Here is a 25,792-nt window from a genome sequence, read left to right on the forward strand (position 1 = left end):
ATAAATCTAAAAACAAGTTTTTCACAAATTATTTTCTAGCTTGCTGCGTTATAAAGATAAACAACCTGTAAAAATGACTAAGGAAAAAGACAATCGTATTTATAAGGTGCTCCTAGGATTATTGCTGTTAGGATTGATAGTAGTAAGCGTTTGGGCCTATAAAAATTACAACGAGAACGAATCTATTAAAGCCGATTTAAGAGACGAGCAAGTTCAAATTCAAAAAGAACTAGAAAACATAAGTGCAGAGTATACTGCCGAAATTGATAAAGGGAACGTCCTAAATGCAGAATTAACTAGTGCAAATGATCGAATTACTAGACTCGTTGATAGTGTAAGTAGGCTAGAAGCCGATGTAAAAGTAATTTCTAGATTAAGAAAAGAACTAGCAAAAATTAAACAAGAGCGCACAGCTTTAAAAGAACGTATAACAGTACTAGAAACCTTAAATAAAGACTTGTCAAGAGTTAATGATAGTACACTTGCTGCGCTCAATGAAGAAATGATTAAAAGTCAGGAGCAAAGCGACATGTTATCAAAATTAAATGAGAATATGTCTAGAGCAGCAACTCTTGTTCCTACAAACTTCACTACTCAAGGCGTTATCATACGTCGTAGCGGTAAACAAATTGAAAATGACAAAGCAAGACGAGTTGATGACTTAAAAGTATGCTTTACCTTGCCACAAAATCCGCTGGCGCAAGATGGCGTTACTGAATTTTACCTTCAAGTAATAAATCCAGAAAATAATGTAATTGGTAGTAAGGCGCAGCAGCAGTTTGACGGCCAGTCACTTACTTACTCTAAACTAGTTAAGTTCAATTATCAGAATAAGGAACTAGATATTTGCGAGTTGATTAATGCTGGCGAGGATGAGATAACTTCAGGTCGTTATCGTATTAATTTATACAACGGTCCAGTGAGAATAAGTAGTAGCGAGATTACACTTAGATAAAAAATTGAGTCGTAAAATTGATAACCGTTCTAGAAATAGAGCGGTTTTTCTTTTTTTACGCTTTCGCGAAAGCGAAAAAAAGACAAACACGTCGCACAAGACAACACTTTTTTTACCTTTGCAGCTATGGCAAAAAACAACGATCAGGATCAGTTTAAAAAAGTACTCTCACATGCTAAAGAGTACGGTTATGTCTTCCAATCCAGTGAAATTTATGATGGCTTACAAGCCGTTTATGATTATGGACAAAATGGAGCAGAGCTTAAAAAGAATATAAGGGAATATTGGTGGCAAGCAATGACCCAATTGCATCAAGAAATTGTGGGTATAGACGCTGCCATTTTCATGCACCCGACTACATGGAAAGCCAGTGGTCACGTTGATGCTTTCAATGACCCATTGATAGACAATAAAGATTCAAAAAAGCGCTATCGCGCTGATGTGCTTATTGAGGACTATTGCGAGAAATACTTGCAAAAAGCAAACAAAGAGGTTGAAAAAGCTCGTAAACGTTTTGGAGAAAGTTTTGACGAGGATATGTATCGCAAGACAAATCCACGTGTTCTAGGATACCTAGAAAAAGCGACCGAGCCAACCTCAAGATTAGCATCTTTACTGGAAAATGAGGATCTAGCAGGAGTAAAAGCACTTATCGAGGAATTGGAAATTAAATGTCCTGTTTCTGGATCAATGAATTGGACCGATGTAAGACAGTTCAATTTGATGTTTGGGACTAAATTAGGAGCCAGTGCAGATACAGCAACAGATTTATATTTAAGACCCGAGACCGCTCAAGGAATTTTTGTAAACTTTCTAAACGTGCAAAAAACCGGTCGTATGAAAATTCCATTTGGAATTGCTCAAACAGGTAAGGCATTTAGGAATGAGATTGTTGCTAGACAATTTATATTCCGCCAGCGTGAGTTTGAACAAATGGAGATGCAATACTTCGTTAAACCTGGAACTGAACTCGAGTGGTTTGAAATTTGGAAAGAAAGACGCATGGCGTGGCATCAATCTCTAGGAATTGATCAGTCTAATTATAGATTTCATGATCATGAAAAACTAGCACACTATGCAAATGCCGCAACCGATATCGAATTTGATTTCCCGTTTGGTTTTAAAGAGTTAGAAGGGATACACTCAAGAACAGATTTTGACCTTAAGGCTCATGAGGAACACAGTGGTAAGAAGCTTCAATTTTTTGATCATGAAGAAAATAAAAGTTATGTACCTTATGTAATCGAGACCTCAATAGGTTTAGATAGAATGTTTTTGGCTGTTTTTTCTAATGCTTTACAAGATGAAGTTTTGGAAGATGGTAGTGAGCGTACAGTCCTTAAAATACCAGCAGTACTTGCACCTGTAAAAGCAGCTGTTTTACCACTGCTTAAAAAGGATGGTTTACCAGAAATCGCACAAGAAATTATAGATGATCTTAAATGGACTATGAACGTTCAATATGATGAGAAAGATGCTATAGGTCGTCGTTATAGACGTGCTGATGCTAATGGAACACCATTCTGTATAACTATCGATCACGACACCAAGGAAGATAAAGCTGTCACAGTTCGTAATAGAGATACTATGACTCAAGAAAGAGTTGCGATTGCAGATCTTAAATCATATTTAGAGCCTAAAGTTGCTATGAGTGAGTGGTTAAAAAAGATCTAGAGTAATCCTGTAATACTTAAAGTAAAAAGCCGAATACTTCTTTAGTATTCGGCTTTTTTTATTCTAGCTCTACAAGTACTGGACAGTGGTCACTGTGCACAGCTTCTTGTAAAATTACAGACCTTTTTACACTTGATTCTAGCGGTGTTGTAACCATGTGATAGTCCAATCTCCATCCTTTATTTCTTGCTCGACTACCACCGCGGTAGCTCCACCAAGAATATTCATCGGGTTGATCATTAAACATTCTAAAAGTGTCTATAAATCCACTTTCAACAAATTGATCCATCCAAGCTCTTTCTTCTGGTAAAAAACCACTTGTGTTTTTAAGTCTTACGGGATCATGGATGTCAATAGCTTTGTGACAAATATTATAATCACCACAAATTAATAGCTGCGGTCTTTCACGTCGCAGTTCTTCTGTGTAGGCTAGAAAGTCATCCATGTATTGGAATTTGAAGCTCAGTCTAGCATCATTAGTTCCACTAGGCAGGTACATACTCATAATAGAGAGATCTCCATAATCTACTCTTAAGTTACGACCTTCATTGTCCATGTACTCAATTCCAGTACCATATTCTACATGGTCTGGCTGCGTTTTACATAAAATAGCAACACCGCTATATCCTTTTTTTTGAGCTGAAAAATAGTACTGGTATTCGTATCCAGCTTCTGAAAAAGCATCCTTATCAACTTGATCTTCGGTAGCCTTTATCTCCTGTAAACAAAGTACATCTGGATTTGCAGCTTTTAACCACGTGATAAAATCTTTTTTCATGGCTGCTCGTATTCCGTTTACATTGTAGGAGATAATTTTCATAGGATATAATTTATTTCAAAAGTAGGAGTAAGATCGCTTTATACAAAGGAACAAACTAATAATCTATTGCAATTCGGACCTAATAAAGTCCTTACTAGAAGTTACCTTTGCAATCTTTAAAAACAAAAATTATGGCAAGAGTTCTTACAGGTGTCCAGTCTACTGGAACACCTCATTTAGGTAACCTATTAGGAGCTATTTTACCAGCAATTGAGATGAGTGAACAGTCTGAAAATGAATCTTTTCTTTTCATCGCCGATTTACATTCGCTTACTCAAATTAAAGATGGTGAACAGCTTAGGGCTAATACGTATTCAACTGCCGCTGCCTGGCTTGCTTGTGGTTTAGATACTTCTAAAACTACATTTTATCGCCAGAGCGATGTGCCTCAAGTAACAGAACTTAATTGGTACTTAAATTGTTTTTATCCATACCAAAGACTTACACTAGCTCATAGTTTTAAAGACAAAGCAGATCGTCTAGGAGATGTTAACGCAGGTCTTTTCACTTACCCAATGCTTATGGCTGCAGATATACTATTGTACGACGCGCAAGTCGTACCAGTTGGTAAGGATCAGTTACAACATATAGAAATGACCAGAGATGTAGCGGGAAGATTTAACAATGCAATGGGTGAAACCTTGATTGAACCACAAGCAAAGCTTCAAGAGTCTACCATGTACGTTCCAGGTACTGATGGGGAGAAAATGAGTAAGTCTAGAGGAAATTACATAAATATTTTTCAAACTGATAAAAAATTGCGCAAGCAAATCATGTCAATTGAAACTGATAGTACGCCTCTAGAAGATCCTAAAAATCCTGATACCTGTAATGTATTTGCTTTATATAAGATTATAGGTAGTGAAGATGAGGTTGCTGCTCTCAAAGCTAAGTACCTAGCCGGTAATTACGGTTACGGTCACGCTAAACAAGCGTTGTACGAACTTATTTGTGAACGATTTGCAACAGCGCGTGAACGCTATAACTATTTCATGGAAAACAAGCACGAGATAGATGCTGCTCTTGAACAAGGCGCGCTAAAGGCTGGTGCTATTGCAAATGAGACTTTAAAACGCGTGCGTAAAAAAGTAGGATATTAAGCAAACAGACCTGTAAGTTCTGCATCAATTTTATTGATGATATCACCTAGATCTTCAGGGTTATTTACAAAATCTATGTGATCCACGTCTATGATTAGGAGATTTCCCTTGTTGTAGCCGTGGATCCATGCTTCATAGCGCTCGTTAAGTCGACTTAAATAATCAATAGATATTGAGTTTTCATAATCGCGCCCACGCTTTTGAATTTGCCCAACAAGATTAGGGATGCTACTGCGCAGATAAATTAAAAGATCTGGTGCAGCAACTAGCTTTTCCATTAAATCAAATAGCGATGCATAGTTATCAAAATCACGTTGAGATAACAAGCCCATCGCATGCAAGTTAGGGGCAAAAATATTGGCATCTTCATAAATGGTTCTATCCTGAATAATTTTTTTACCACTTTCTCTAATTTCCAGCACTTGACGGAAACGGCTGTTTAAAAAGTAAACTTGCAGGTTAAAGGACCATCGTTCCATATCGGTATAGAAATCTTCCAAATATGGATTTTCAAGGACATCTTCAAATTGTGGAGTCCATTTGTAATGTTTTGCTAGTAATTTAGTAAGGGTTGTTTTACCAGCGCCTATATTTCCCGCAACAGCTATATGCATGATCTATTTCTTGAAATTCAACTCTAGGCTGTGAATCTTGCCTGAGCTCCAAATATAAAGGTTTCCCGTCTTTAGATGAAAGCTTTTGTTGTTTTCAGTAATCAAAATTTCCTTTGGGATTTTGGTTGTTTCGCTTTCGCGAAAGCGAAAATCTTTACCAAAATTATAGGATGTAACATCATTGCCTTGAATTATTACCAATTGTTCTAGATGATAGGCTAGCATTGCGCCATTCAAACTCAAAGTTGATGCCTTACTACCATAAGTATTGAATGAAATTAAAGAGTCGTCTACGTGAACATGGCAGAAGTTATAATCGGTATATAAATGTCGTATGTTGCCTTTAATAACTGGTGTTGAAGAGATGATTCTATTATTGATATAATCGTATAATTCTATTTGATTAGTATCGGCATTGAGCATCCATAAACGTCTATCACCTGCAAGCTGGACTTTACTAATGAATCTTAGTGGATTAAGTGTACTTAAGGTTACTCGCTGTATTTCATTGAGTCTGTTGTCAAGAATTACAACGGTTTGAGTATCCTCATAAAAAACGACGATTTTAAGTGGATTAAGTAAATCTACACTGGTAATAGGCCCTAATTGTATGTCAAAGTAGTTTGTAGATTGTGTAGTGGTTTTTTTGACTAGAGCTTGATCTTTTCCATAATACAAAGCACCAAAGTCATCAATGCCATAAAACTCCTGCATGTCCACAGGTGTTTTAATTTCCTGGCACATACCGTACAAACAAAAAAGAAGAAGTAAGTATTTCACAGTATAAAGGTACTTCTTTTAAACGCAGTACTCTTTACCTTATTCTCCAACTATTAGTTTATATCCAAAACCTCTAACATTAACAATTTCGATCTTTTCATCTTTGGCTAGTTTTTTACGCAATTTCGTAATGAACACATCCATACTGCGCCCAGAAAAGAAATCATCATCACCCCAAAGTTTTTTAAGGATGTAAGTACGGTCTAGTACTTTGTTCATTTTAAGAACAAGATGATAGAGTAGGTGAGATTCTCTATGTGTGAGTTTAATTATTTCATCATCGATTTTAAGCTCTTGTTTTGGGAAATTAAAATCGTAATTACCAATCTTATAATGGCTTGCTGTTTTTTGAATATTTTGTCTGGTAAGTAGGTTCTTTATTCGCACGATGAGCTCTTCCATGGAAAACGGTTTTTTTAAATAATCGTTACCGCCTACATGAAATCCTTCTAGAACATCATCGGTTTGTGATTTTGCAGTAAGAAAAATAATAGGTACTTCGTCATTAAGTTGGCGTACATTTTTTGCTACTGTAAACCCATCCATTTCGGGCATCATAACGTCCAATACTAAAATGTCATAATCGTTTTTTTCAAATGCTTCTAGTGCTAGTTTACCATTTTCAAAGTGATCCACGTCAAATCCTCTGGAATCTAAACTTTCACTTACAATCATTCCTAGTGCTGGTTCGTCTTCAGCTAATAAAACTTTAGTAGTTATTTGTTCCATGAGGTATTTCTATTTTAAACTTAGTATTTGGTTTTATGGCAACAGAAATGGTGCCACCGTGCTTTTCAATAATTGTTTTTGTGTAAAATAATCCGATACCAAAGCCTTTTACATCGTGTCTATTCCCTTGACTTACCCTGTAAAATTTATCGAATATGTTTTTAGAGTCTTTATAGCTTAGACCAGTTCCACTATCGCTCACTTCAATTACAGCGTTATCAACAGTTTCACTCAAGGTTACTTGGACTTCATCGCCACCATATTTAAAGGCATTGTCTACAAGGTTATTGATTGCATTCTCTATATGAAAAGCATCTACACGGCTGTAAATTTCGTCATTTGTAATGTTGATCGATAAGGACTTATCATTTCGATTTTGATACTTGTTAATTACATTTTCTATAACCTCTGCTAGATTGGTAGCATTTTTCTCGAGCACTAATTCTTTACTGTCTAAAGTAGCTGTTTCAAGAATTTTCTCAACCATAACATTAAGTTTTGCTAATTGGTCACGTCCCATAGACAAGTATTTGTCTGTTTTTTGTGGATCACCAGATCCTGCAAAATTCTGAATTGCTTCTAGTGCTACACCAGCAGTCGCTATAGGTGTTTTAAATTCATGTGTAATATTTGAGATAAGATCATTCTTCATTTCGTGAAGCGCTTTTTGGTTGCGTATTACCACGACTAGATAGAACAAACATGATATGACGCCTACAATTAAAAGGGCACTCAGTAGAATTCCTGTAAGATTTTGTTTAAGCAGTTCACCACGATAATTTCCATAGTACAAAGTAACATTGTGACTAGCTGGCATAAGTTCTGTTTCTGGTTGTGTGCTGTATTGAAAATCAGGTTTTACAACGGTACTAGGGTCACTAGTATTCATCAAGTTGAAATCTAGATTAATCTTGCGCTTTCGTAAGTTTTCCTGAAAATTTTGTGCTAGTTGAGGTACATTAAGTTCATCTTCCTTAAAACTCAATATGATCTTGCTGGTAAGAGCGGTTACTTGCTCTTCAAAACCATCATCACCAGTTTCACCAGAACTAAATGTAACAGATTGAGATTCCCTAGTAATCGTATTAGGATCAAAAGAAAATCTATTTTTACGCAATCGTTCTTCAAAGATTTCAAGAGAATCTAGATTGTCTCCAGATACTACGGTTATTCCTTTAAGATCATCAATTTTTACATCATCAACACTAAATTCCAGAGCGGTAGTTATATTACGTATACTGTCGACCCTTTTAAAGAATTTATCAAGACCAATTTCCCCAACACTACCTTTCATGAGTACTCCAAAGTTATTGCGTTGTGCTAGATCGGTGTAATAATCGTCTATACTTTGATCCAGGCTGGTCTGTACATCTGCAATAAGTTTACGTTCAGCTTCTTTGTAATTCTTGAAATTCCAATAGACTTGTATGGCTAGGGTAAATAGAATTACAACAGAAATAAATATGAGAAGGAAACGGTACTTTCTATCTTTCATGTGGTAAAGGTGCATCAAACCAAACTTATAAACCAATACGATTAACACATATTAACCTTGCTTAAGAATTGTATTTCTTTGATTTACCCATATTTGTATATCAAAAACCTAAACTATGATTACTATTACTCGCTATGTATTACTGGTATTGGCCTTGATTTTTGCAAAAACAAGTCTATTACAAGCTCAAGAATTTAAAGGTATCGCAACTTATCAAAGTAAAATGATAATGGATACAGAAATGGACAGTACAGCTGTTAAGGAAATGGGCGCAGAAATGGCCAAAGCCATTCAAAACGCTCTCCAAACTGCAGGAGAAGCTGAATTCACTTTACAATTCACTCGTACTGAATCCCTATATGAAGAGGTAAAGCAACTGGAAAAACCTCAACCTAAAATGGAAGGGTTATCTATAACGATTAGTGGAGATGGTAGCGCTTATGGAACTACCTATAAAGACCTAGAGAAGGGAACTTATTTAAGGGAAGATAAGATCCAAGGAAAAGAATTTTTAATCAGTGATGATCTTGAAAAATGGGATTGGAAAATTACTGGGGAACAAAAGAAAATCGGGAATTACACTGCTATAAAAGCTACTTATGTAATTCCAAAGCCAGAACTCACTGAAGAGGAAAAGAAAGAAAAAGAAGAAAAAGAGCAAAAAGAAGGAGTAAGTATATTAGACAGCATTCCACAAGAAGATACGGTAGTTACTGCCTGGTTTACACCTGAATTGCCAGTTCAAAATGGTCCAGGTTCCTATCACGGTTTACCAGGTTTAATTTTGGAAGTAAGTGACGGGTCTACCATTTTACTATGCACCAAAGTGGAACTTAATCCAGAGAAATTCAAGCTTAAAAAACCAAAAAATGGTAAAAAAATATCATTAAGTGATTTTGAGGAATTACGTGAGAAAAAACAAAAAGAAATGATGGAACGTTTTAAAGGAAGACGTTCTGGTGACACTCAAGTAATCATGATTGGTGGATAAAGGTTAAAAGTTTCTTAACGCTTGAAACTTTAATGGGCTTATGTAGTCCAACCCATTGTGGTAAAACCATATTAATCTAAAACCCGATTATGAAAAAGATATTTTTTGCTCTTATTGCACTGGCGGCAACGGTTGCGACTGCACAAGAGATTTCTGGAGAGGCTACCTACCTTTCTAAAACAAAAATGGACACCAGCTGGATGGATGAGAACCGTAATCTTACTCCAGAACAACGCAAGCGTATTGAACAAAACATGAAAAAGATGAGTGAAAAAACTTTTACACTCACTTTTAATCGTAACGAGTCCATGTACAAGGAAGAAAAAGAGCTGCAAACTCCAGGTCGTGGTGGTCGCGGCTGGGGAAATTGGATGGGTACCAGTATGTCAGGCGATAAATACAAAAACTTAGAAGAAAAAGTATGGTTAGAAGAACGAGACATGTTCGGAAAACAATTTTTAGTAACTGATAGCCTGCACACTATTGAATGGGAGATCACGGGAGAACAGCGTCAAATAGGCCAATACCCAGCCATCAAAGCTATAGGAACTAAAAAGAACAATAGTTTGGATTGGAGTAGTTTCCGACGTCGTCAACCTAGAAATGCCGAAGAAAAGAAAAAGGATAGCATTGCCATGAAAGAAGGTCGTTTTGAAGACGTATACGAGCAAGCCGATGAAATTAAAGTCGTTGCTTGGTTTACACCAGCTATTCCAGTACAACACGGTCCTGCAGAATATGGTGGATTACCTGGTTTGATTCTTGAATTAAATGCAGGAGAAACTACGTTATTATGTAGTAAAGTCGTTATGAATCCGGCAGAGCCTGAGGAAATTAAAAAACCTAAAAAAGGTGAGGTCATTAACGAGGAAGACTACAACGAATTGTTTACAAAAAAAATGCAAGAGATGCGCCAGCGTTTTAGAGGACGTGGTCGTCGTGGATAACATCTTAAAAACCCGAACATTTTAACCTACCTGTTCGGGTAATTTTTTACAACTTTACTTATGAAAAAGAATATTCTTATAGCCATTTTGTGCTTATTTGTTTTCGCTTTCGCGAAAGCGCAATCTGTTAAAATCACAGGAGTGGTGGCAGATAGTTTAGGAAATACGTTAGGTATGGCAAACGTAATCGCCTATCAACAAGATAAAAATTTAGGTGCCTTTGGTATCACAAATGATCAAGGTAAATACCAACTTTTGAATCTTAAAAAAGACAGTACATACATACTCAAAGTGTCTTTTTTAGGATTGAAAACTATTGAGGATACTGTCAAAAATATTCAGACAGATCTAGTTAAAAATTATATTATGTTAAATGGCGCCGATGAACTTGACGCAATTAACATTGTCTATGAGATGCCGGTTTCCATAAAAGGTGATACCATCGTTTACAATGCCGATAGTTTTACCAATGGAACTGAGGATAAACTAGAAGATACCCTTAACAAATTACCAGGTGTTGAAGTAAATGAGGATGGAGACATTCTTGTAGAAGGTAAACAAGTTGAGAAAGTCATGGTAGAAGGTAAAGATTTCTTTGAAGGTGATAGTCGTTTAGCTACAAAAAACATCCCAGCAGATGCAATTGATAAAGTACAGGTTCTTAGAAATTATAATAATCGCAGCCAATTAAAGGGTCTAGGGAACGATCAAGATAGAGTAGTGATTAATTTGAAGTTGAAAGAAGGGAAAAAGAAATTTTGGTTTGGAGAAGCTACTGTAGGAGCTGGTTATGGTGGTGACAAAGCTAGGTATATCATCCAGCCTAAAGCCTTTTATTACAGTGAAGATTTCTCAATGAATATTTTAACTGACTTTAATGATCTAGGAACACCTGCTTTCACTGGTCGAGATTACTTTAGATTCATAGGTTTTAGTCGTCGCGATACAAGACAGAACAATTCTAGTATAAACGTTCAAGCTCAAAACCCTTTAAACGTATTTCAGGGTAATCGAGCCCTTAATATAGAGAGCCAGTTTGGTGCACTTAACACATCATGGTCGGTTAATAATAAGTTGGATATAAGTTCATTTGCCATAGTTTCTAAAAACACAATCGATACTCGCAGTACGAGCAGAAGAACCTTTGTGGATAATTCTAATACTGAGGAAACGGATAATAGAGGTGTAGATGAAACAGTTGCCGCTTTATTTAAATTGGGAGCAGAGTATAACCCTACTGATGCGTTTACTCTAAGTTATGATGGAAGATTCAATTATGCAGACCAGCAAGGTGTAAGTGATTTAAGTTCTATTGATCGTGAAGCAGATCGTAGTATAGATACTCGTGATGAACAACAGCCTATTACGTTTAACCAGTCTTTAAATATGTACTATACCGCAAACGAGAAAAACATTTTTGCGTTTGAAAGTCAGTTTTTGAATCAGTACGAGGATCCTTTTTACAATGCAGTTTTAGATATAGATCCTTTTGACCCAACCACAAATACGGAACCTTTTAACGGTAGACTAGGTATAGGTGAGCAGGATATTTATAATATCAATCAAGAACAATTTGTTAACACAAATAAGTTGGATGCAAAGCTGGATTATTACTACGTATTAAACAAAAAAAGTAATTTAAACTTTACCGCAGGAACAAGTTATGTGTCTCAAAACTTTGATTCAGATATATTTGAGATTCAAGCAGATGGAACTCGTAACGAATTACAAGATTCAGATTTACGCAATGATGATGTGAACTTTGATTTCTTAGACGTTTATGGAGCTGTTCATTATAAAGCTATTTTAGGTAAGTTCACTATAACACCAGGATTAACCGCGCATTCATTTCAAACAAAGGACAGACAGAATGGAGTTACTAATACTATCGAAACAGAACGTGTTGTACCGGACGTAGAAGTACGTTACGATTTTAGAAGTTCAGAAACTTTGACACTTAACTACGATCAAAATGTAACTTTTAATGATGTAAATAGTTATGCCAATGGTATTTTATTTAGAGGTTATAGTTCCCTACAAAGCGGTAACAATCAGATAGAAGGAGCTTTGAATGATCGAGTAAGATTAAGCTACCGTAACTTCAACATGTTTAATTACACTACCATATTTGGTAATGTTACCTACACCCGATTAACTGATGCTATTCAAAATGAAGTGGCTTTAGATGGTATCAATCAAGTTTCTCGTCCTATAAATGCATTATTGCCTAATGAATCTTTAAGTGCAACTGGTTCTTTTGGTCGAGAAATAAAGAAGATTCAAGCTACTGTGACAGCAAATGTAAGTTGGTCAGAGAATAACAATATTATCAATAATATTACTCAAACAGCTACAAACTTCAATCAAAACTATAGTTTCAGAGCTCGATCAAATTTCCAAAAGGGAATTAATTTCAGTTTACAATACGCCCTTAATCTTAACAATAGTGAGAATGGTAACTTTGAAAATGATGCAACAACAAACAGTATAAACTTAGATTTAGATTATCAACTAGGTAAGAGCTGGTTGTTCAAGGCAGGATATGATTACAACATTTTCACTGCAACTGGTGATGTAGAAAATAACTTTGAATTTTTTGATGCTAGTATCCGTTATCAAAAACCAGACTCCAGATGGAGGTACGAGTTGATCGCAACGAACTTATTAGATACCGATGCTAATATTCGTAATTCATTTGGTCAAATTGCAACAAGTACCAACGCAACTTTCGTTTTACCTAGATACGTATACTTTAGAATGAGATTTGATATATAACCATTTTTGGTTTAAGTCAATTAAATAGAAATGAGTTACATGTATTTTTGATTTATCATTACCAAATTAACTCATCACAAAAACCTCAAAGAGATTAATCTTTGAGGTTTTTGGATTTAATAAATTGAGGATATCCTTTATGAATTCGTTATTGTTTATAGTTAAAGTAGAATTACAGGTGTCTTGTTAAACCTTTCTAACTTTAAATTTTTTTAACTCTTAAGCTGGCTATTTTCGTAGTAAATACCAACTTATGCTTAGAAAGCTACTCTTTATAACACTTCTCGTTCCTATTTTTGGAACCGCCCAAAAATTCACCGATTCTCAAATAAAAGAAATGATTGAAACTTATAAAGGCCTTGATCGAGGTCCTTATAAATCAATAAATTGGTTTTGTGAAGATGGCACCATTAGAGACTCCAAAGATCCTTGTCCTGGAGATCTAGAGGGAATTCAACACGCTAGCTACAAACCACAGGTAATTGAGCTAGCACAACGTAATCATATCTATTTTGGAGAAATTCTGGCATCTAATGAGATCTGGAAATTTTGGGATGGCAACAATAACCACAGTAGATTAAAACAGTATCAACTTCAAAAGTTTCTGGAAAATTCAGATAATGGTTGGATACAAGAGAAATCACAATTTTACCGTGGTGCAAAACAAATTGAGGATGAGGAAGAATGGGGAAGAAAATTCTATTATACAGTCCTGTCAAGCAATGAAATTGTAGATCGAGACTTTTTTCTAGTCAGAGAAAGTTTAAGAGACTTACCTCATGATGGTGACACCAATTTGTCACAAGAAATACGTAGTTTAAGCAAGATACTTGCCGATGGTAATCCTGCGTTCATGGAATTACGAATAAAAATCCACGGTAATCCAGAAAAAGAAGATACCCAAGCAGTAGAAAATTGGTTAAAGGAGCACGAAAAAAAAATCAAGAAAGAAGACCTTGAAAAATTTGAGTTATTAATTGATAAGATGCATGAATTCTTTAAGCCGGTAAGCATTAGTGAACTAGAAAAAATGGTTTCGGATTGGGATAAAAACTCTTTTATATATAACCAGGTGTCATGGTTTAGTAGTACGTATAAAAACGAGACCGATCCGTCTATTATAATACCAGCCGCCTCAGGATTAATGTGTGATATTCGTGTAAATCTTAAAGAAGATAGACGCGGTACTCGTAGAACTAGTGCATTGGAATTAAGTTTAAGGTTAGAAGAATTAATATTTCAACAAGCCTCACAATGGAATCCTAACACAATAAGAGAGCACATTGATAAAATTTATGCATTAAGTGAGGCACTAGCATCAGCAGGTTACATTGAACAATGGGAATGGGACTTAGTAGAAAATGATTTGCACATTCATACTGATGCCACTGTTAAAGCAAAAATTCTACTTCAATTTATTCAAAAAGCTAGACAACAACTAGCATGGGGTAGTGGAATGGTTAAAAGTATTTACGGTGATACCGTAGAGCAATATGCGAGTTTTGAACCGTTAGCCCTTGGATTTTACGATGATAAGATAAGGAGCAGCTTACTCTTGCCCTTGGGAGATGCAATTGGAGATTTCTCAGGATTAGTGTCTAGACAAATAGGAATGGAAAACAATGTTCCAGTTGTTGATAATACAAGTACCATAAAAGGATTGAACCCAGGTTATGCCATGGGAACTTTGCATGTGGTAAGTGGTGATGCACATGGATTATCCGTAAACCCATCAGATATATATGTTTTTGAAACACCGCCTAGTGATTTAAAACCGGTAGCAGGAATAGCCACCGTATCAGAAGGTAATCTAGTATCACATGTACAATTGCTTGCCCGTAATTTGGGTATTCCTAATGCTGTCATAAGCACTGAAAATCTAAGTGACTTAAAAAAACTAGATGGTAAATCGGTTTTCTATGCTGTAAGTCCTAACGGAATAGTTCATTTGTTTGACAAAGATCAATTAAGTAATGATGAGAATGATTTATTTACAGCCTCAAAATCCAAGGATAAAAAAGAAATTCGAATTGATGAAAATCGTTTGAAACTAGAAATTACTTCACCAGTTGATATGGCTACAGTAACTAGTAAGGATAGTGGTATATTGTGCGGACCCAAAGCGGCAAACCTTGGTCAACTCAAACAATTGTTTCCAGAAAAAGTGGTTAATGGAATAGTTCTTCCTTTTGGTGTTTTTAAAGATCACATGCTACAGTCCATGCCAGATTATGAGGGTACTTATTGGGATTTTTTAAATAACGCTTTCGCGAAAGCGAAACAACTAAAACAAAATGGTTCAACACCTACCGAGGTGGAACAGTACCAACTGGAGCAACTAGAGATCCTGCGGTCATCCATTAAAACAATGCCTTTAAAACCAAGTTTAATTGAGGAGCTAGAAAAGCAGTTTAAAAGTACTTTAGGAAGTAAATTAGGAAATGTTCCCGTGTTTTTACGCAGTGATACTAACATGGAAGATCTCGAGGAGTTTACAGGAGCTGGCTTAAATCTTACAGTATTTAATGTAGTGGAAAGAGAAAAGATTCTACAAGGAATACGAGATGTTTGGGCAAGTCCGTATACAGAGCGTTCGTTTAAATGGAGACAAACCTATTTATCCAATCCAGAAAGTGTGTATCCGTCCATATTAATTATTCCTACTGTAGATGTGGATTATAGTGGTGTACTAATTACCAAAGACTTTTTAAACAATCATGCCGAAAAGGTTACGGTAGCAATGAGTCGTGGAGCAGGCGGCGCAGTAGATGGACAAAGTGCAGAAACCTATTTGATCCATCAAAACGGAACTACCGAATTGATTGCGCCAGCAAGAGAAAATAAGCGCCGTCGATTGCCTGTTACCGGAGGATCTTATATGGAACATGTTGATTTTGATAATTCCATATTGAATGAAATGGATTTAAAGAAAATCCTACAATTTGTACAAGATGCACATGCTACCATGCCAGAATCTAAAAATGGCACTTATAAAGGAGCTTGGGATATAGAGCTTGGCTTCAAAGAAGGTAAACTGTTCTTATTTCAAATAAGACCATTTGTTGAAAATCAAAATGCGCTTTCTCATCCATATCTACAGAAAATGGATGAAATGATTAATACGGAAATCGAGTTGTTAACTTCTAAAGAGATTCATGCGTAATGAAAATTATCAAAACACTTTCAATACTATTAATAGCTCTATTTTGTATTGCTTTTTATCCAATTGATGGGTATAATATTACTGGAATCAAAAGACTTAAACGATTAGAAAAAACTTTAGATAGTACCATTACTGAGTATTATTTAAAGAAAGGTAGTTTTAAAAAGCATGATGAGGTCAATTTGTGGCTCTGTGAGGAAACAGTATCAACCGATAGTTTGATGGTTGTTGATAAGGAGTTTCAAAAAGAAATGATGAGTTTGTTCCCTAGTAAACAAGGTTACGGGATTACAGTAATGGATATTACTAATCCAGAAAAAACTCGATATGCAGAGATGAATGAAAATCGAGGTTTTCAACCTGGAAGTGTTGGTAAAATAGCTGTAGCAACTGCTTTTTTCAATGAATTAAGACAATTGTGTCCTGAAGATTGGCATGTAAGACAACGATTATTAAGAAATAAAATAGTAAAGTCTGGTAATTGGGGTTTGTATGATCATCACACTATTCCAGTCGTTGATCTAGAAAAGGATAAATATGTTAAAAGAACAGTAGTATATGAGGATGAATTTTCCTTATATGAATGGCTAGACCATATGTTAAGTGTTAGTAATAACGGTGCAGCTAGCATTGTTTGGCGAGAGGCCTTGCTTATGAACATTTTTGGCGACGAGTATTTCAATTTAACCCAAGAGCAGGCAGATGAATATTTTGAGACGGCAGATCGTAGATCGTTAACAGATAGAGCCATTCAATTAGTAAATCAACCTTTAAGAGATTTAGGTATCGGTCATGACGAATGGAGATTGGGTAGTTTTTTTACTAATGGTCCAGACAGATACGTAAGTAGTAAAGGAGGAAGCATAGGAACACCTAAAGGTTTGATGAAGTATTTGTTGCAATTGGAACAAGGTTGTGTGATAGACGAAGAGTCTAGTTTAGAAATCAAACGGTTGTTATATATGACAGATAGAAGAATACGATATGCTTACAGTCCACGCTTAAATAATGCTGCGGTCTATTTTAAATCAGGAAGTTTATACAGCTGCGATAAATCTAAGGACACACCTTGTGGTAAATATAGAGGGAATAGGTACAATTACATGAATAGTGTAATAATTGTTGAACATCCTGATGGTACCAATTATATTGTCTGTTTAATGAGTAATGTACTTAGTAAGAATAGTGCAGGTGCACATATGTATTTGGCAAGTAAAATTGATCAAGCTATACATAAAAGGAATACTCAAAATAACGCGACCACCATACAAGAAGAAAATCCTGATGTAGGAGAAGGTTAAGCTGTCTTTTCCTTAGGATCCATATTTAATCTATTTAAAAAAGTTATTACTCCTTCTTTTTCGCTGTTTTCTAAGTAAAGTACGATTCTCTTTCGTTGAGATAAAGGCATTACGTGGAGTAATTTAACTAGTTTGTTTTCAAGTAGTTCCTCATCTAGCAATATTGATTTTTTAATTAGCGTTTTTTCAGGATAGAGTTGTATTTCATTAGTATAGTCAAAATGCTTCTCTTGTAATTTTAAATAAGAGTTTGTGGCATTAAATACTTGTGTGCTCAACTTTCTATGTAAAACCTCATTTAAATATTCTTTAGCCTCTATTTGTGAATTGGTTTGTTTGCTTAATAGTCCGTTGTAAGCTATCCAAATATTGTCGGGAGAATATCGTAGTGCGAGTATATTAAATAATACTTTTAATTGCAGATCAATTAGTTGTTCGATTTCAATCGTCAATTCTTTAATTTGATTTACTACGGGTAGATGAGTAATATCATTATCAGAGTTTGACATTACTTTTAAAGAATAAAACATACGTATTAATTTATAATAGCGTTTACTCTCCTTCTTTATTAAGTTTTGAGCTGTTCTTCCTGTTAAACCCGGGAACTTTTTATTTTGTCTTAAATTAAAAAGCTTATCATAACACTTATAATTAGATGAAATAGTATAGTCTGATGCTATTTGAATTAAAAACTTGTATGATTTCTTGGTATTAATAGCTCCTAATAACATGGGTAATTCTTTAAGTAAAGATTTGGTCAATGTACCTCGGCTGTGTTTTACTTTTAGAAAATGAAGTAATGAATTCCCGTATTCAACTAATGCTTCCGAAGCAACTTTTCGGTATCTAGGTTGTTCCAGTAAAGAAAACAAATCTTGTAAAAAGTACCTATCCTTAGTATGACCTGCAGACTTTATACAGGACGTTTTTATCACTTCGTTTCTGTTGTTCAAGTTGGTCTTGATAATGGTTTGATAGTTAGTATATTTTGCATATCCTATGGCTTCAATCAATCTGCTTTTTTCTTTTAGGTCAACTTCTTTAATGTTTTCGTCTATTTCATCAAGAAACAATTTAATCCTCAAATGCAAATTGTATTTTTCACCAAGGTGTGAATCTCGACTTGCGTATTGGGCAAGTGCTAGTAGTGCTGTACTTGCTATGTGATCATCATCATCATCCAGATAATTTTCAAAAAATTGAGGAGCTATATGATCTTGTGTAATTAAGTATTGTAAAGCGGCAAAGACGAGTTCGCTATTTTTAGAGTAAATAAAATTATGAACACGGTAAACAGGCTCTTTAAAAACATGATTAAGCTGTGAAATGGCAGCTATTTTCACTTGATCGTTTTCGTGATCTAGTAGTTTTAATAAAGGATCTTTAAGAGAATGATGTGCAACTTGAGGCACTTTTTTTAATATCTCAATAATATCCAACTTATTTCCGTTGTCGATAATTACCTTAATGTTTTCTCGAATCACCTTTAGATTACTTCGTTTATCGAATAGTCCGGTTTTAATCGAAATGCTTGATTTGAATGTGCTTAGATAGGTACTGCGAACCTTAAGTATCATATACATCCAGAATAGGGTAGCGATAACAATTATAAAATTAATGGTATAAGTAGGTAGTTCAAGTCCTTTAATTATCAGAATAATTAATAATCCAGCTATACCTGTTGCGGTACTATCTACAACAACATCGATAAATGTTTTCGTTTTGTTTTTAATTTCACTGGGTACGGGAAGTGCAAGCAACTCAACACTACTCTTGTATAACGATTGCTTCAGGCTGCCATCAAATCCTTTGAGCAAAACTACTACCCATAATTCTGGGAAAATGAAAAGTAAACTGGTACAAATGACAATCATGGTAGGTAGTACCAATAGATTGGAACTTATATTGAGGTTTTCAAGAAATTTTTTGGTTAAGAAAAGTTGTATAAGCAATGAAATTATATTGAATGTACTGAACCAAAATCCAAAAAATGAAGCAAGATCATCAGGCTTTGGTATACTAACACTAGATAAGTAACTAAATTGATAGTCTACTAATTTTGCTACCACAACTCCTAGTCCAATTACTCCAGCCAAATAACTTAGATGAGAGTTTTTTATGATTAACGAAAGCGATTTCTTTTTTGAAACTCGTTCTTGTTTTTGAAGCTTTATGTTTTTCAAGTTTACAATGCGCAGCGATCTAACTTTTTTATAAATGAAGACACAGGCTAGTATCATTAATCCAGCTGTAGCAATTAAAAAACCATTGTTAATATAGGGTGCGGTAATTGAAGTAAGATAACCACCTGCAATTCCACCTGCAATTCCACCAGCTCCTACAAAACCGAATAGACGTTTTGCTTGGGAAACATTGAACACAATATTGGCGGTTACCCAAAATTGAGAAGTAGCTAGAATAGCATAAATGCCTATAAATATGTAGAAAATATAGGATAAAAAGATGTTTTCAAAGTCAAAAACTACTACTCCGCCAATTAAGACAAAAACAGCCCCAAAGAACCATAAAGAATTCTTAGTGATTTCATGTAAGGGTAACGTGACAAGAAGTCTATTGTACGTGTAAGAAACAATTACTGCTACAAGCGCTGTAATAACAAAGGCTATTGACAAATTATCTCTACCTGCAACGGATAAAAAAAGTGCATTAACAGTAGGTTTAACTACTAGTAATGCACATATAAGTAAAAACAAATAGAGCTGCATCCATATCGCTATGGATAACTCGTTTTTTTTAATATCAAATGCTCTGGTTAAGAGCTGGCTCAATGGTAGCACCTTTGCTTGGGTTTATAGGCAAATTAGGTGATTTTTCTAGAGCATTCTCTAAAGGTTGTACTAAATTTCTTATAATCTTTTCTCCATTAGGAGATTGAACCATGGCTACCATAATATAATATTTACCTCTGGTTTCGTCCCAAACTAATGCGCTGTCGCAGTGCCAGTTGCGCCATGATCCGCTTTTACGATAAACATCGGCAGTTGGAGCAATCTGATCAAGTGTATTTACAAATTTGTGATGTAAGCTAGGATCTTTTAAAAATCCAAGCATTTGATTACTACGATCTGTATTTATCAATTGCCCAGTAGCTAATTGGAAATACATTTTGGCCACTGAAGAAGTGGTGGCAGCATGACTTAAACCCTTAATTGGATCTGGATTACGTTTACCTTGAGCAGCGTATCGCTTACCTACCCACAAACCACCATCATGAAATTTGTCATAAAATGGATTTTCAGGGTTACACATTACATCTTCGATTTTTTGAAAACCAACACGATCAATCATTCTAGTAGAAGCAGCATTGTTGGATTTAGAAATCATAAGCCACATGTCTTGCTTTACAAGTTCTGTATAAGCTAATTCACCATTCTCGATAGCATCCATTGCCGCATACAGTACGGCAATTTTAGGCATGCTCGCAGCATACATCATGTGGTCGTCATTAATTCCAGCGTATCTTATTTCATCGTCGCTTAAATCAACAAGACTTATGGTGAGCAATTTTTTATCAATTAAGTTTTTCCAATTGGGATTAGCGTTTAATTGTTCTTGTAACTTTAACTGTAATTCTGCGTTTTGGTAGAATTCAACATCTTGGTGAATATCTTCTACATTTACTAATGGTGGCTTTGCATGTGCGGTAAGTGAGCCTAGTAAAAACAGTAAAAAGAAAAGTGGTTTTATCATATAAATATTCATGTTAATATAGGGAACAATAACAATGCCTAAACTACTGGTTTTATTGTGTTTAACATGTTAAAATTTAGACTTTAACATAAAACACAAGATTAGGGTGCAATTTTACAGCTTTTTGAGGAATTCCCTTTACCTTTTGGACTTACCTTTACCTCTGTGAGTGGGATATATATACACATACCGTTTTGTAAACAAGCCTGTCACTACTGTGATTTTCATTTTGTAACTAGTACTAAATACAAGACTAGAATGATTCAGGCATTATGTGATGAATTACGTTTTCGCGTTAAGCGGCCTAATATCGAATCTAATATTTTAAATACTGATATTAATAATTCCTCAGTTTATCTTGATGATGATGCCGTTGTAGAAACTATTTATTTTGGAGGTGGCACACCTAGTGTTTTACAAACTGAAGAAATAAACAAAATTATTGATACCGTCTATCAAAATTTTAATGTGAGTTCTAATCCTGAAATCACACTCGAGGCAAATCCTGATGATCTTGATGATTTGACCATTAAACAATTAGAGAAATCACTTGTAAATAGGTTAAGTATAGGTGTTCAAAGTTTTCATGAAAAAGATCTCAAGCTCATGAATCGGGCACACAATGCACAACAGGCAGAAGAGTGTATTTTAAAAGCGCAGCAAAATTTTGAAAATTTATCCATCGATTTAATATATGGTATTCCAGGTTTAACTAATGAAGAATGGCGCGATAATATCTATAAAGCGATCGAACTCAAAATACCTCATGTTTCCAGTTATGCACTAACGGTAGAGGACAATACAGCCCTAAAATCATTTATCGAGAAAGGCTTAATCCCGCAAGTCGATGATGAAAAGGCCCATGAGCATTTTAATATCCTGATTGATGCCATGCAGCTACATGGTTATAAAAATTACGAGTTTTCTAATTTTGGAAAGCCAGGCTTTTTTTCAAGAAATAATACTGCTTATTGGACAGGTAAACCTTATCTGGGAATAGGTCCTAGTGCTCATAGTTTTGATGGAGAAAAACGTGGATGGAATATCAACAATAACCTAAAATTTATGAAGGCTATTGAAAACGGTAATTCACCAATGGAAATTGAAAAGCTTACCAAAGTAGACAGATACAATGAGTACATAATGACAGGTTTGCGAACCATTTATGGTGTGTCTTTAGAGAAAATCGAAACTGAATATGGTATCGAGTTTAAGACATACCTTCTTAAACAAGCTCAAGAATACCTCAAGGACCATTTACTCTATTTAGATGGTGATACCTTGCTGGTAACTCGCAAAGGAAAGTTTTTAAGCGATGGAATTGCTAGCGAATTGTTTATGCTTAATTTAGGAGATTATAAAGAATAACTATGAAGGTCAGATTGTTAATAGTAATCTTATTGATCGTAAGTTGTAAAAAGTCACCATCAATTGCAGATATCTCTACACTCGATGAAATTTCATATGAAGAAATGTTACAACAAGCAAGTAGTAATACTCTTATCGTTAGGGATGATGTTGTTTACATAGATGAAAATAACAATGTACTTTCTAATGAAGAAAAGGAAAGTCGCAATGAAGATTTAATGTATGCAAAATGGCTAGTCAATGAACAAAATGAGCTGGTCATGGTACAGTTACAATCCAGAGAAAATGCTCTTAAGTGGTTGAGTGACCGACCAGTTATTAAAGATAATTCTCAGATTGATTGTAACAAATTGGATATGTTTTTAGAACGTATTTATCGACGAGATCAAGAAAATAGAAGTTCGCAAGCGATTTTACCAAAAGTTGATTCGCTCAATCTTGTAGCCATAGAAGCGGTGATAGATAAATGCGGTATGCCTACCATAGAAAATTCGGGAGAAATGGGGCCTAGCGCTGTTTGGTTAGTAATACAACACGCCAGCGCCGATAAGCGCAAAAAATACTTTCCCATGTTGTTAGAAGCTTCAAAAAAAGGTGATTTAGATAGGCAAGACATCGCTCTTATGCAGGACCGCATGCTTATGGATGCTGGCAAACCACAACTTTATGGATCCCAAGTTACCGTTGATGAAAGTGGTGAATACGTGCTTTACGATTTAAGAGACCCTGAAACTGTGGACCAACGCCGTGCAGTCATGAATTTAATGCCTTTAAAGGAATATCTTAATTTCTTTGAAATAGAATTCAATGTGCCTCAAAAATGAGAATAGCTCTGTTATTACTTTTAATTTTATCATTGATTGCATGCAATCAAAACAATACAACTATGACCGCTACCATTCATATAGAATCCAAAAATTATAAGATAGACCTAGAAAAACCCATTGATATAAGTATTCCTGTACAACATCAATCTGGTGTAGGTGCCTGGTATATCGATCAACCTACTATTAAGCATGTTGAGGTTGATGGTTACGTAGGAAAAGTAGAATTGGGCGGCAGTACAAATTTTAATGATGTTTCGTTTAATCCTCACTCTCATGTAACTCATACTGAATGTGTAGGACATATTACAAAGCAAGTTTACAGCGTGAATCAAGCATTAAATAGAACCTTTTTTAAAGCACAGGTTATTAGTGTTCAACCAGAAGAGTTTGAGGATGATTTGGTAATTTCCTTAGAAAAGTTTACCCATATTGCTGACGATGTAGAGGCAATTGTGATAAGAACTCTTCCTAATTCAGGTGATAAAAAGACTAGGAACTATTCTCATACTAATCCACCTTATTTACTGGAAGAAGTAGCAGTACGCTTTCGCGAAAGCGGAATAAAACACCTGCTTATTGATTTGCCTAGCGTAGATAAAGAAAAGGACGAAGGAGCATTACTAGCCCACAAGGCTTTCTTTAATTATCAAGGCGACTACCGAATGGATGCTACGATTACAGAATTTATTTATGTACCCGATGAGGTGAGTGATGGAAATTATTTATTGGATTTGCAAATAGCACCTATAGAGAATGACGCAGCTCCTTCTAGACCTATTTTGTATAAGATAAAATCTTAAGTTTGTGGTATGGAGTACTTATTTATAGGGCTGGCAGCAGGAGCAGTAATATCTTTTTTTATTTTCAAATTCTTAGTTAAGGGCAACCATTCAAAAAATAATACTAAGGAACAAAGCGTGGTGCTCATGGAAAAAATACGTACGGTATGTAAATTTATTACTGTTGAAGGAGATTTTGCCGAGATATATCACTACGAAAATGTAAAGGAAAAACTCATGACCCTATTACTAGGTAAAAAGAAGGCTATTGTACTTGTAAATGCCAAAGCACATATAGGCTATGATTTAACTAAAATCAAAATGCATAGTGATCCTAAACGTAAAACGATTACTCTTACTAATTTTCCACAGCCACAAGTAATGAGTATCGAAACAGATCTTAATTACTACGACAAAAAAGAAGGTTGGGCAAACTATTTTTCTAGTTCTGATCTTACTGAAATTTCAAGAAACGCAAAGCAACATATCATTGACAAAATACCAGAAAGTGGCCTTTTAGAGCAAGCTCAACAAGAAGCCTTACAAGCGATTCAAATGATGGAAACCCTTGCACAAACTATCGGTTGGACCTTAGATTACAATGCACTTTTACTCGAGGAACCTGAAAAACAGGTTAAGATTTTAAATAAATAAGGTTATTGAACCTGGCTCGACACAACAATAATTACTGTAAGAACGATAAGTGCACAAACTACCGCAAAAAATATTTTCCAAAAAGAGTAGGGTCTGGAGCCGTGTATTTTACCAGTTTGCCCATTTACATAGAAGTGATATTGTTTACTGTTGTAATAATAACTACTTATGTATACAGGTAGTAATATGTGCTTAAAGGTTTCATCATCTAAAGACATGTTAACACTACTTATTTTTTGAGTATCTCCACCTATATCACGACGTATCCAATTTCTACAAATCTCCTCAGCACGCTTGTTAGATACAATATGTCCTTCCTTTAATGAAATGGTGTATTTCTCTGTCACGTAACCAGCTAGAAAGCGCGAGTCAAAATTAGTAAGCTGTTTTAAATCCCACCTAGCAACTTGCTCGGGAATTTGAGACTGCTGTTTTTTAGTAGCCTTAACTAAAGTGTCATCGATAAATCCAGAGACGTTACCAGCAGCAGGACTCCAGTCTGTTCTTCTTTCTCTAACCTGTCTTTTGTTTTCACCACTACCTACTGTTTTTGTTACATAATAGTAATCACCTCGCATTCCAGTATAACCTGCTTGTAATTGCGCATCAAATGTCCAATAAGGTAAGTAAAGACCTTTGGTGTTTTCAGGACTTAATGAAGCCTTTTTTAAGTTATTAGGAGCCCACCAAAGTTTATTAACCCAATTTTTAAATATTAAATGAGCTTTACCTTGATTAATTTGAAACGGAATAAGAGCGCCTGGTTGTATCCATTCCTCACGATATAGCTCATCAATTTGCAACGGCGATGCACAGTAAACACATTGCAAAGTTTTGTAGGATTCTTCAACATGCTGGGTAGCACCACAACTTTTACAATCCAATAAACTCAATTCTGTGGAATGCGATTGTGATCCTAACTGTTCTAGATAAGGAAGTAATTCTATTTCTTGAAAAGGTTGCTCCTTATGTTCAATTTGTTCTTTATGACCACAATAATCACAAGTTATTAGGTCTGTACCTGGTTCATAAGTAAGTTCTGCGCCACAATTGACACAGGACTTTTTACGTTTTGAAACGCTTTTTATCGACTCGCTCACGAGCTATTT

20 protein-coding genes are annotated in these 25,792 nt (G+C 35.3%); 12 read left to right on the forward strand and 8 right to left on the reverse strand.

All coding sequences use genetic code 11. The annotated features are described in order from the left end of the window. Positions 1 to 73: 73 nt before the first annotated feature. Positions 74 to 955: a hypothetical protein gene (locus I5168_RS04400; protein WP_431472529.1), complete on the forward strand. Its 882-nt coding sequence runs from the start codon at positions 74 to 76 to the stop codon at positions 953 to 955. A 126-nt stretch (positions 956 to 1,081) separates the two neighbouring features. Then, a complete protein-coding gene (locus I5168_RS04405) occupies positions 1,082 to 2,629 on the forward strand; it encodes a glycine--tRNA ligase (RefSeq protein ID WP_431472530.1) in 1,548 nt (515 codons plus the stop codon). 58 nt (positions 2,630 to 2,687) lie between these two features. On the opposite strand, the gene I5168_RS04410 is transcribed toward I5168_RS04405, so the two are convergent. After that, the gene (locus I5168_RS04410) at positions 2,688 to 3,449 is read right to left on the reverse strand and encodes an exodeoxyribonuclease III (protein ID WP_105017919.1); all 762 of its coding nucleotides are present in this window, start codon (positions 3,447 to 3,449) and stop codon (positions 2,688 to 2,690) included. 131 nt (positions 3,450 to 3,580) lie between these two features. Between I5168_RS04410 and trpS the strand changes: the two genes are divergently transcribed. Further along, positions 3,581 to 4,549, forward strand: a complete 969-nt coding sequence (gene trpS / locus I5168_RS04415; RefSeq protein ID WP_431472531.1) for a tryptophan--tRNA ligase — start codon at positions 3,581 to 3,583, stop codon at positions 4,547 to 4,549. Here trpS and I5168_RS04420 read toward each other — a convergent pair. Genes I5168_RS04420 through I5168_RS04435 form a run of 4 tightly spaced genes read right to left on the reverse strand, consistent with a single transcriptional unit; the run spans position 4,546 to position 8,167 of the window. Beyond that, entirely contained in the window at positions 4,546 to 5,163 is a 618-nt protein-coding gene (locus tag I5168_RS04420) for a deoxynucleoside kinase (RefSeq protein ID WP_042276956.1), read from the reverse strand. The two genes, trpS and I5168_RS04420, sit on opposite strands and share 4 nt — an antisense overlap. A 3-nt stretch (positions 5,164 to 5,166) precedes the next feature. Continuing rightward, positions 5,167 to 5,943 (reverse strand): hypothetical protein, encoded by a 777-nt coding sequence (locus I5168_RS04425; protein ID WP_431472532.1) that lies wholly within the window; start codon positions 5,941 to 5,943, stop codon positions 5,167 to 5,169. Positions 5,944 to 5,982: 39 nt separating this feature from the next. Further along, positions 5,983 to 6,672 (reverse strand): response regulator transcription factor, encoded by a 690-nt coding sequence (locus tag I5168_RS04430; RefSeq protein WP_431472533.1) that lies wholly within the window; start codon positions 6,670 to 6,672, stop codon positions 5,983 to 5,985. Continuing rightward, positions 6,653 to 8,167, reverse strand: a complete 1,515-nt coding sequence (locus I5168_RS04435) for a sensor histidine kinase (protein ID WP_042276963.1) — start codon at positions 8,165 to 8,167, stop codon at positions 6,653 to 6,655. Before I5168_RS04435 ends, I5168_RS04430 begins: the two co-directional genes overlap by 20 nt. Before the next feature lie 115 nt (positions 8,168 to 8,282). Between I5168_RS04435 and I5168_RS04440 the strand changes: the two genes are divergently transcribed. The 5 genes from I5168_RS04440 to I5168_RS04460 all read left to right on the forward strand — a co-directional run bounded on the left by I5168_RS04440 (position 8,283) and on the right by I5168_RS04460 (position 17,344). Continuing rightward, complete coding sequence (locus I5168_RS04440; protein ID WP_042276965.1) at positions 8,283 to 9,158, forward strand: GLPGLI family protein; 876 nt, start codon at positions 8,283 to 8,285, stop codon at positions 9,156 to 9,158. Between the two features lie 89 nt (positions 9,159 to 9,247). Next, positions 9,248 to 10,105 (forward strand): GLPGLI family protein, encoded by an 858-nt coding sequence (locus tag I5168_RS04445; protein ID WP_431472534.1) that lies wholly within the window; start codon positions 9,248 to 9,250, stop codon positions 10,103 to 10,105. A gap of 60 nt (positions 10,106 to 10,165) precedes the next feature. Beyond that, the gene (locus tag I5168_RS04450) at positions 10,166 to 12,880 is read left to right on the forward strand and encodes a hypothetical protein (protein ID WP_431472535.1); all 2,715 of its coding nucleotides are present in this window, start codon (positions 10,166 to 10,168) and stop codon (positions 12,878 to 12,880) included. A gap of 253 nt (positions 12,881 to 13,133) precedes the next feature. Continuing rightward, positions 13,134 to 16,043 carry a PEP/pyruvate-binding domain-containing protein gene (locus tag I5168_RS04455; protein WP_431472536.1) on the forward strand — a complete coding sequence of 970 codons (2,910 nt, stop codon included), beginning with the start codon at positions 13,134 to 13,136 and terminating at the stop codon, positions 16,041 to 16,043. Next, entirely contained in the window at positions 16,043 to 17,344 is a 1,302-nt protein-coding gene (locus I5168_RS04460; RefSeq protein WP_105017926.1) for a serine hydrolase, read from the forward strand. Before I5168_RS04455 ends, I5168_RS04460 begins: the two co-directional genes overlap by 1 nt. On the opposite strand, the gene I5168_RS04465 is transcribed toward I5168_RS04460, so the two are convergent. Together I5168_RS04465 and I5168_RS04470 are read right to left on the reverse strand one after the other, a co-directional pair. After that, positions 17,341 to 20,142: an NTP/NDP exchange transporter gene (locus I5168_RS04465; RefSeq protein WP_431472537.1), complete on the reverse strand. Its 2,802-nt coding sequence runs from the start codon at positions 20,140 to 20,142 to the stop codon at positions 17,341 to 17,343. The two genes, I5168_RS04460 and I5168_RS04465, sit on opposite strands and share 4 nt — an antisense overlap. Further along, positions 20,105 to 21,055: a serine hydrolase gene (locus I5168_RS04470; RefSeq protein ID WP_431472538.1), complete on the reverse strand. Its 951-nt coding sequence runs from the start codon at positions 21,053 to 21,055 to the stop codon at positions 20,105 to 20,107. Before I5168_RS04470 ends, I5168_RS04465 begins: the two co-directional genes overlap by 38 nt. A 165-nt stretch (positions 21,056 to 21,220) precedes the next feature. Between I5168_RS04470 and hemW the strand changes: the two genes are divergently transcribed. Genes hemW through I5168_RS04490 form a run of 4 tightly spaced genes read left to right on the forward strand, consistent with a single transcriptional unit; the run spans position 21,221 to position 24,683 of the window. Next, the gene (hemW, locus tag I5168_RS04475; protein ID WP_431472539.1) at positions 21,221 to 22,423 is read left to right on the forward strand and encodes a radical SAM family heme chaperone HemW; all 1,203 of its coding nucleotides are present in this window, start codon (positions 21,221 to 21,223) and stop codon (positions 22,421 to 22,423) included. 2 nt (positions 22,424 to 22,425) lie between these two features. Further along, on the forward strand, positions 22,426 to 23,247 hold the full coding sequence (locus I5168_RS04480) for a DUF6624 domain-containing protein (RefSeq protein WP_431472540.1): 822 nt from the start codon (positions 22,426 to 22,428) through the stop codon (positions 23,245 to 23,247). Next, the gene (locus I5168_RS04485; protein WP_431472541.1) at positions 23,244 to 24,050 is read left to right on the forward strand and encodes a cyclase family protein; all 807 of its coding nucleotides are present in this window, start codon (positions 23,244 to 23,246) and stop codon (positions 24,048 to 24,050) included. Before I5168_RS04480 ends, I5168_RS04485 begins: the two co-directional genes overlap by 4 nt. Positions 24,051 to 24,059: 9 nt before the next feature. Then, the gene (locus tag I5168_RS04490) at positions 24,060 to 24,683 is read left to right on the forward strand and encodes a DUF4230 domain-containing protein (protein WP_060523578.1); all 624 of its coding nucleotides are present in this window, start codon (positions 24,060 to 24,062) and stop codon (positions 24,681 to 24,683) included. A 2-nt stretch (positions 24,684 to 24,685) separates the two neighbouring features. Here I5168_RS04490 and I5168_RS04495 read toward each other — a convergent pair whose 3' ends face one another. Next, positions 24,686 to 25,783 (reverse strand): DNA helicase PriA, encoded by a 1,098-nt coding sequence (locus I5168_RS04495; RefSeq protein WP_431472542.1) that lies wholly within the window; start codon positions 25,781 to 25,783, stop codon positions 24,686 to 24,688. Positions 25,784 to 25,792 lie beyond the last annotated feature (9 nt).

It is taken from the genome of Nonlabens sp. SCSIO 43208, assembly GCF_050703575.1.
Classification (GTDB): Bacteria; Bacteroidota; Bacteroidia; order Flavobacteriales; family Flavobacteriaceae; genus Nonlabens; species Nonlabens tegetincola.

What these genes read in the sequence shown, in the direction of transcription:
- I5168_RS04400 (WP_431472529.1), top strand. Translation starts at nt 74, where the DNA reads ATGACTAAGGAAAAAGACAATCGTATTTATAAGGTGCTCCTAGGATTA.
- I5168_RS04405 (WP_431472530.1), top strand. Translation starts at nt 1,082, where the DNA reads ATGGCAAAAAACAACGATCAGGATCAGTTTAAAAAAGTACTCTCACAT.
- I5168_RS04410 (WP_105017919.1), bottom strand. Translation starts at nt 3,449, where the DNA reads ATGAAAATTATCTCCTACAATGTAAACGGAATACGAGCAGCCATGAAA.
- trpS (WP_431472531.1), top strand. Translation starts at nt 3,581, where the DNA reads ATGGCAAGAGTTCTTACAGGTGTCCAGTCTACTGGAACACCTCATTTA.
- I5168_RS04420 (WP_042276956.1), bottom strand. Translation starts at nt 5,163, where the DNA reads ATGCATATAGCTGTTGCGGGAAATATAGGCGCTGGTAAAACAACCCTT.
- I5168_RS04430 (WP_431472533.1), bottom strand. Translation starts at nt 6,672, where the DNA reads ATGGAACAAATAACTACTAAAGTTTTATTAGCTGAAGACGAACCAGCA.
- I5168_RS04435 (WP_042276963.1), bottom strand. Translation starts at nt 8,167, where the DNA reads ATGAAAGATAGAAAGTACCGTTTCCTTCTCATATTTATTTCTGTTGTA.
- I5168_RS04440 (WP_042276965.1), top strand. Translation starts at nt 8,283, where the DNA reads ATGATTACTATTACTCGCTATGTATTACTGGTATTGGCCTTGATTTTT.
- I5168_RS04445 (WP_431472534.1), top strand. Translation starts at nt 9,248, where the DNA reads ATGAAAAAGATATTTTTTGCTCTTATTGCACTGGCGGCAACGGTTGCG.
- I5168_RS04450 (WP_431472535.1), top strand. Translation starts at nt 10,166, where the DNA reads ATGAAAAAGAATATTCTTATAGCCATTTTGTGCTTATTTGTTTTCGCT.
- I5168_RS04455 (WP_431472536.1), top strand. Translation starts at nt 13,134, where the DNA reads ATGCTTAGAAAGCTACTCTTTATAACACTTCTCGTTCCTATTTTTGGA.
- I5168_RS04460 (WP_105017926.1), top strand. Translation starts at nt 16,043, where the DNA reads ATGAAAATTATCAAAACACTTTCAATACTATTAATAGCTCTATTTTGT.
- I5168_RS04470 (WP_431472538.1), bottom strand. Translation starts at nt 21,055, where the DNA reads ATGATAAAACCACTTTTCTTTTTACTGTTTTTACTAGGCTCACTTACC.
- I5168_RS04480 (WP_431472540.1), top strand. Translation starts at nt 22,426, where the DNA reads ATGAAGGTCAGATTGTTAATAGTAATCTTATTGATCGTAAGTTGTAAA.
- I5168_RS04485 (WP_431472541.1), top strand. Translation starts at nt 23,244, where the DNA reads ATGAGAATAGCTCTGTTATTACTTTTAATTTTATCATTGATTGCATGC.
- I5168_RS04490 (WP_060523578.1), top strand. Translation starts at nt 24,060, where the DNA reads ATGGAGTACTTATTTATAGGGCTGGCAGCAGGAGCAGTAATATCTTTT.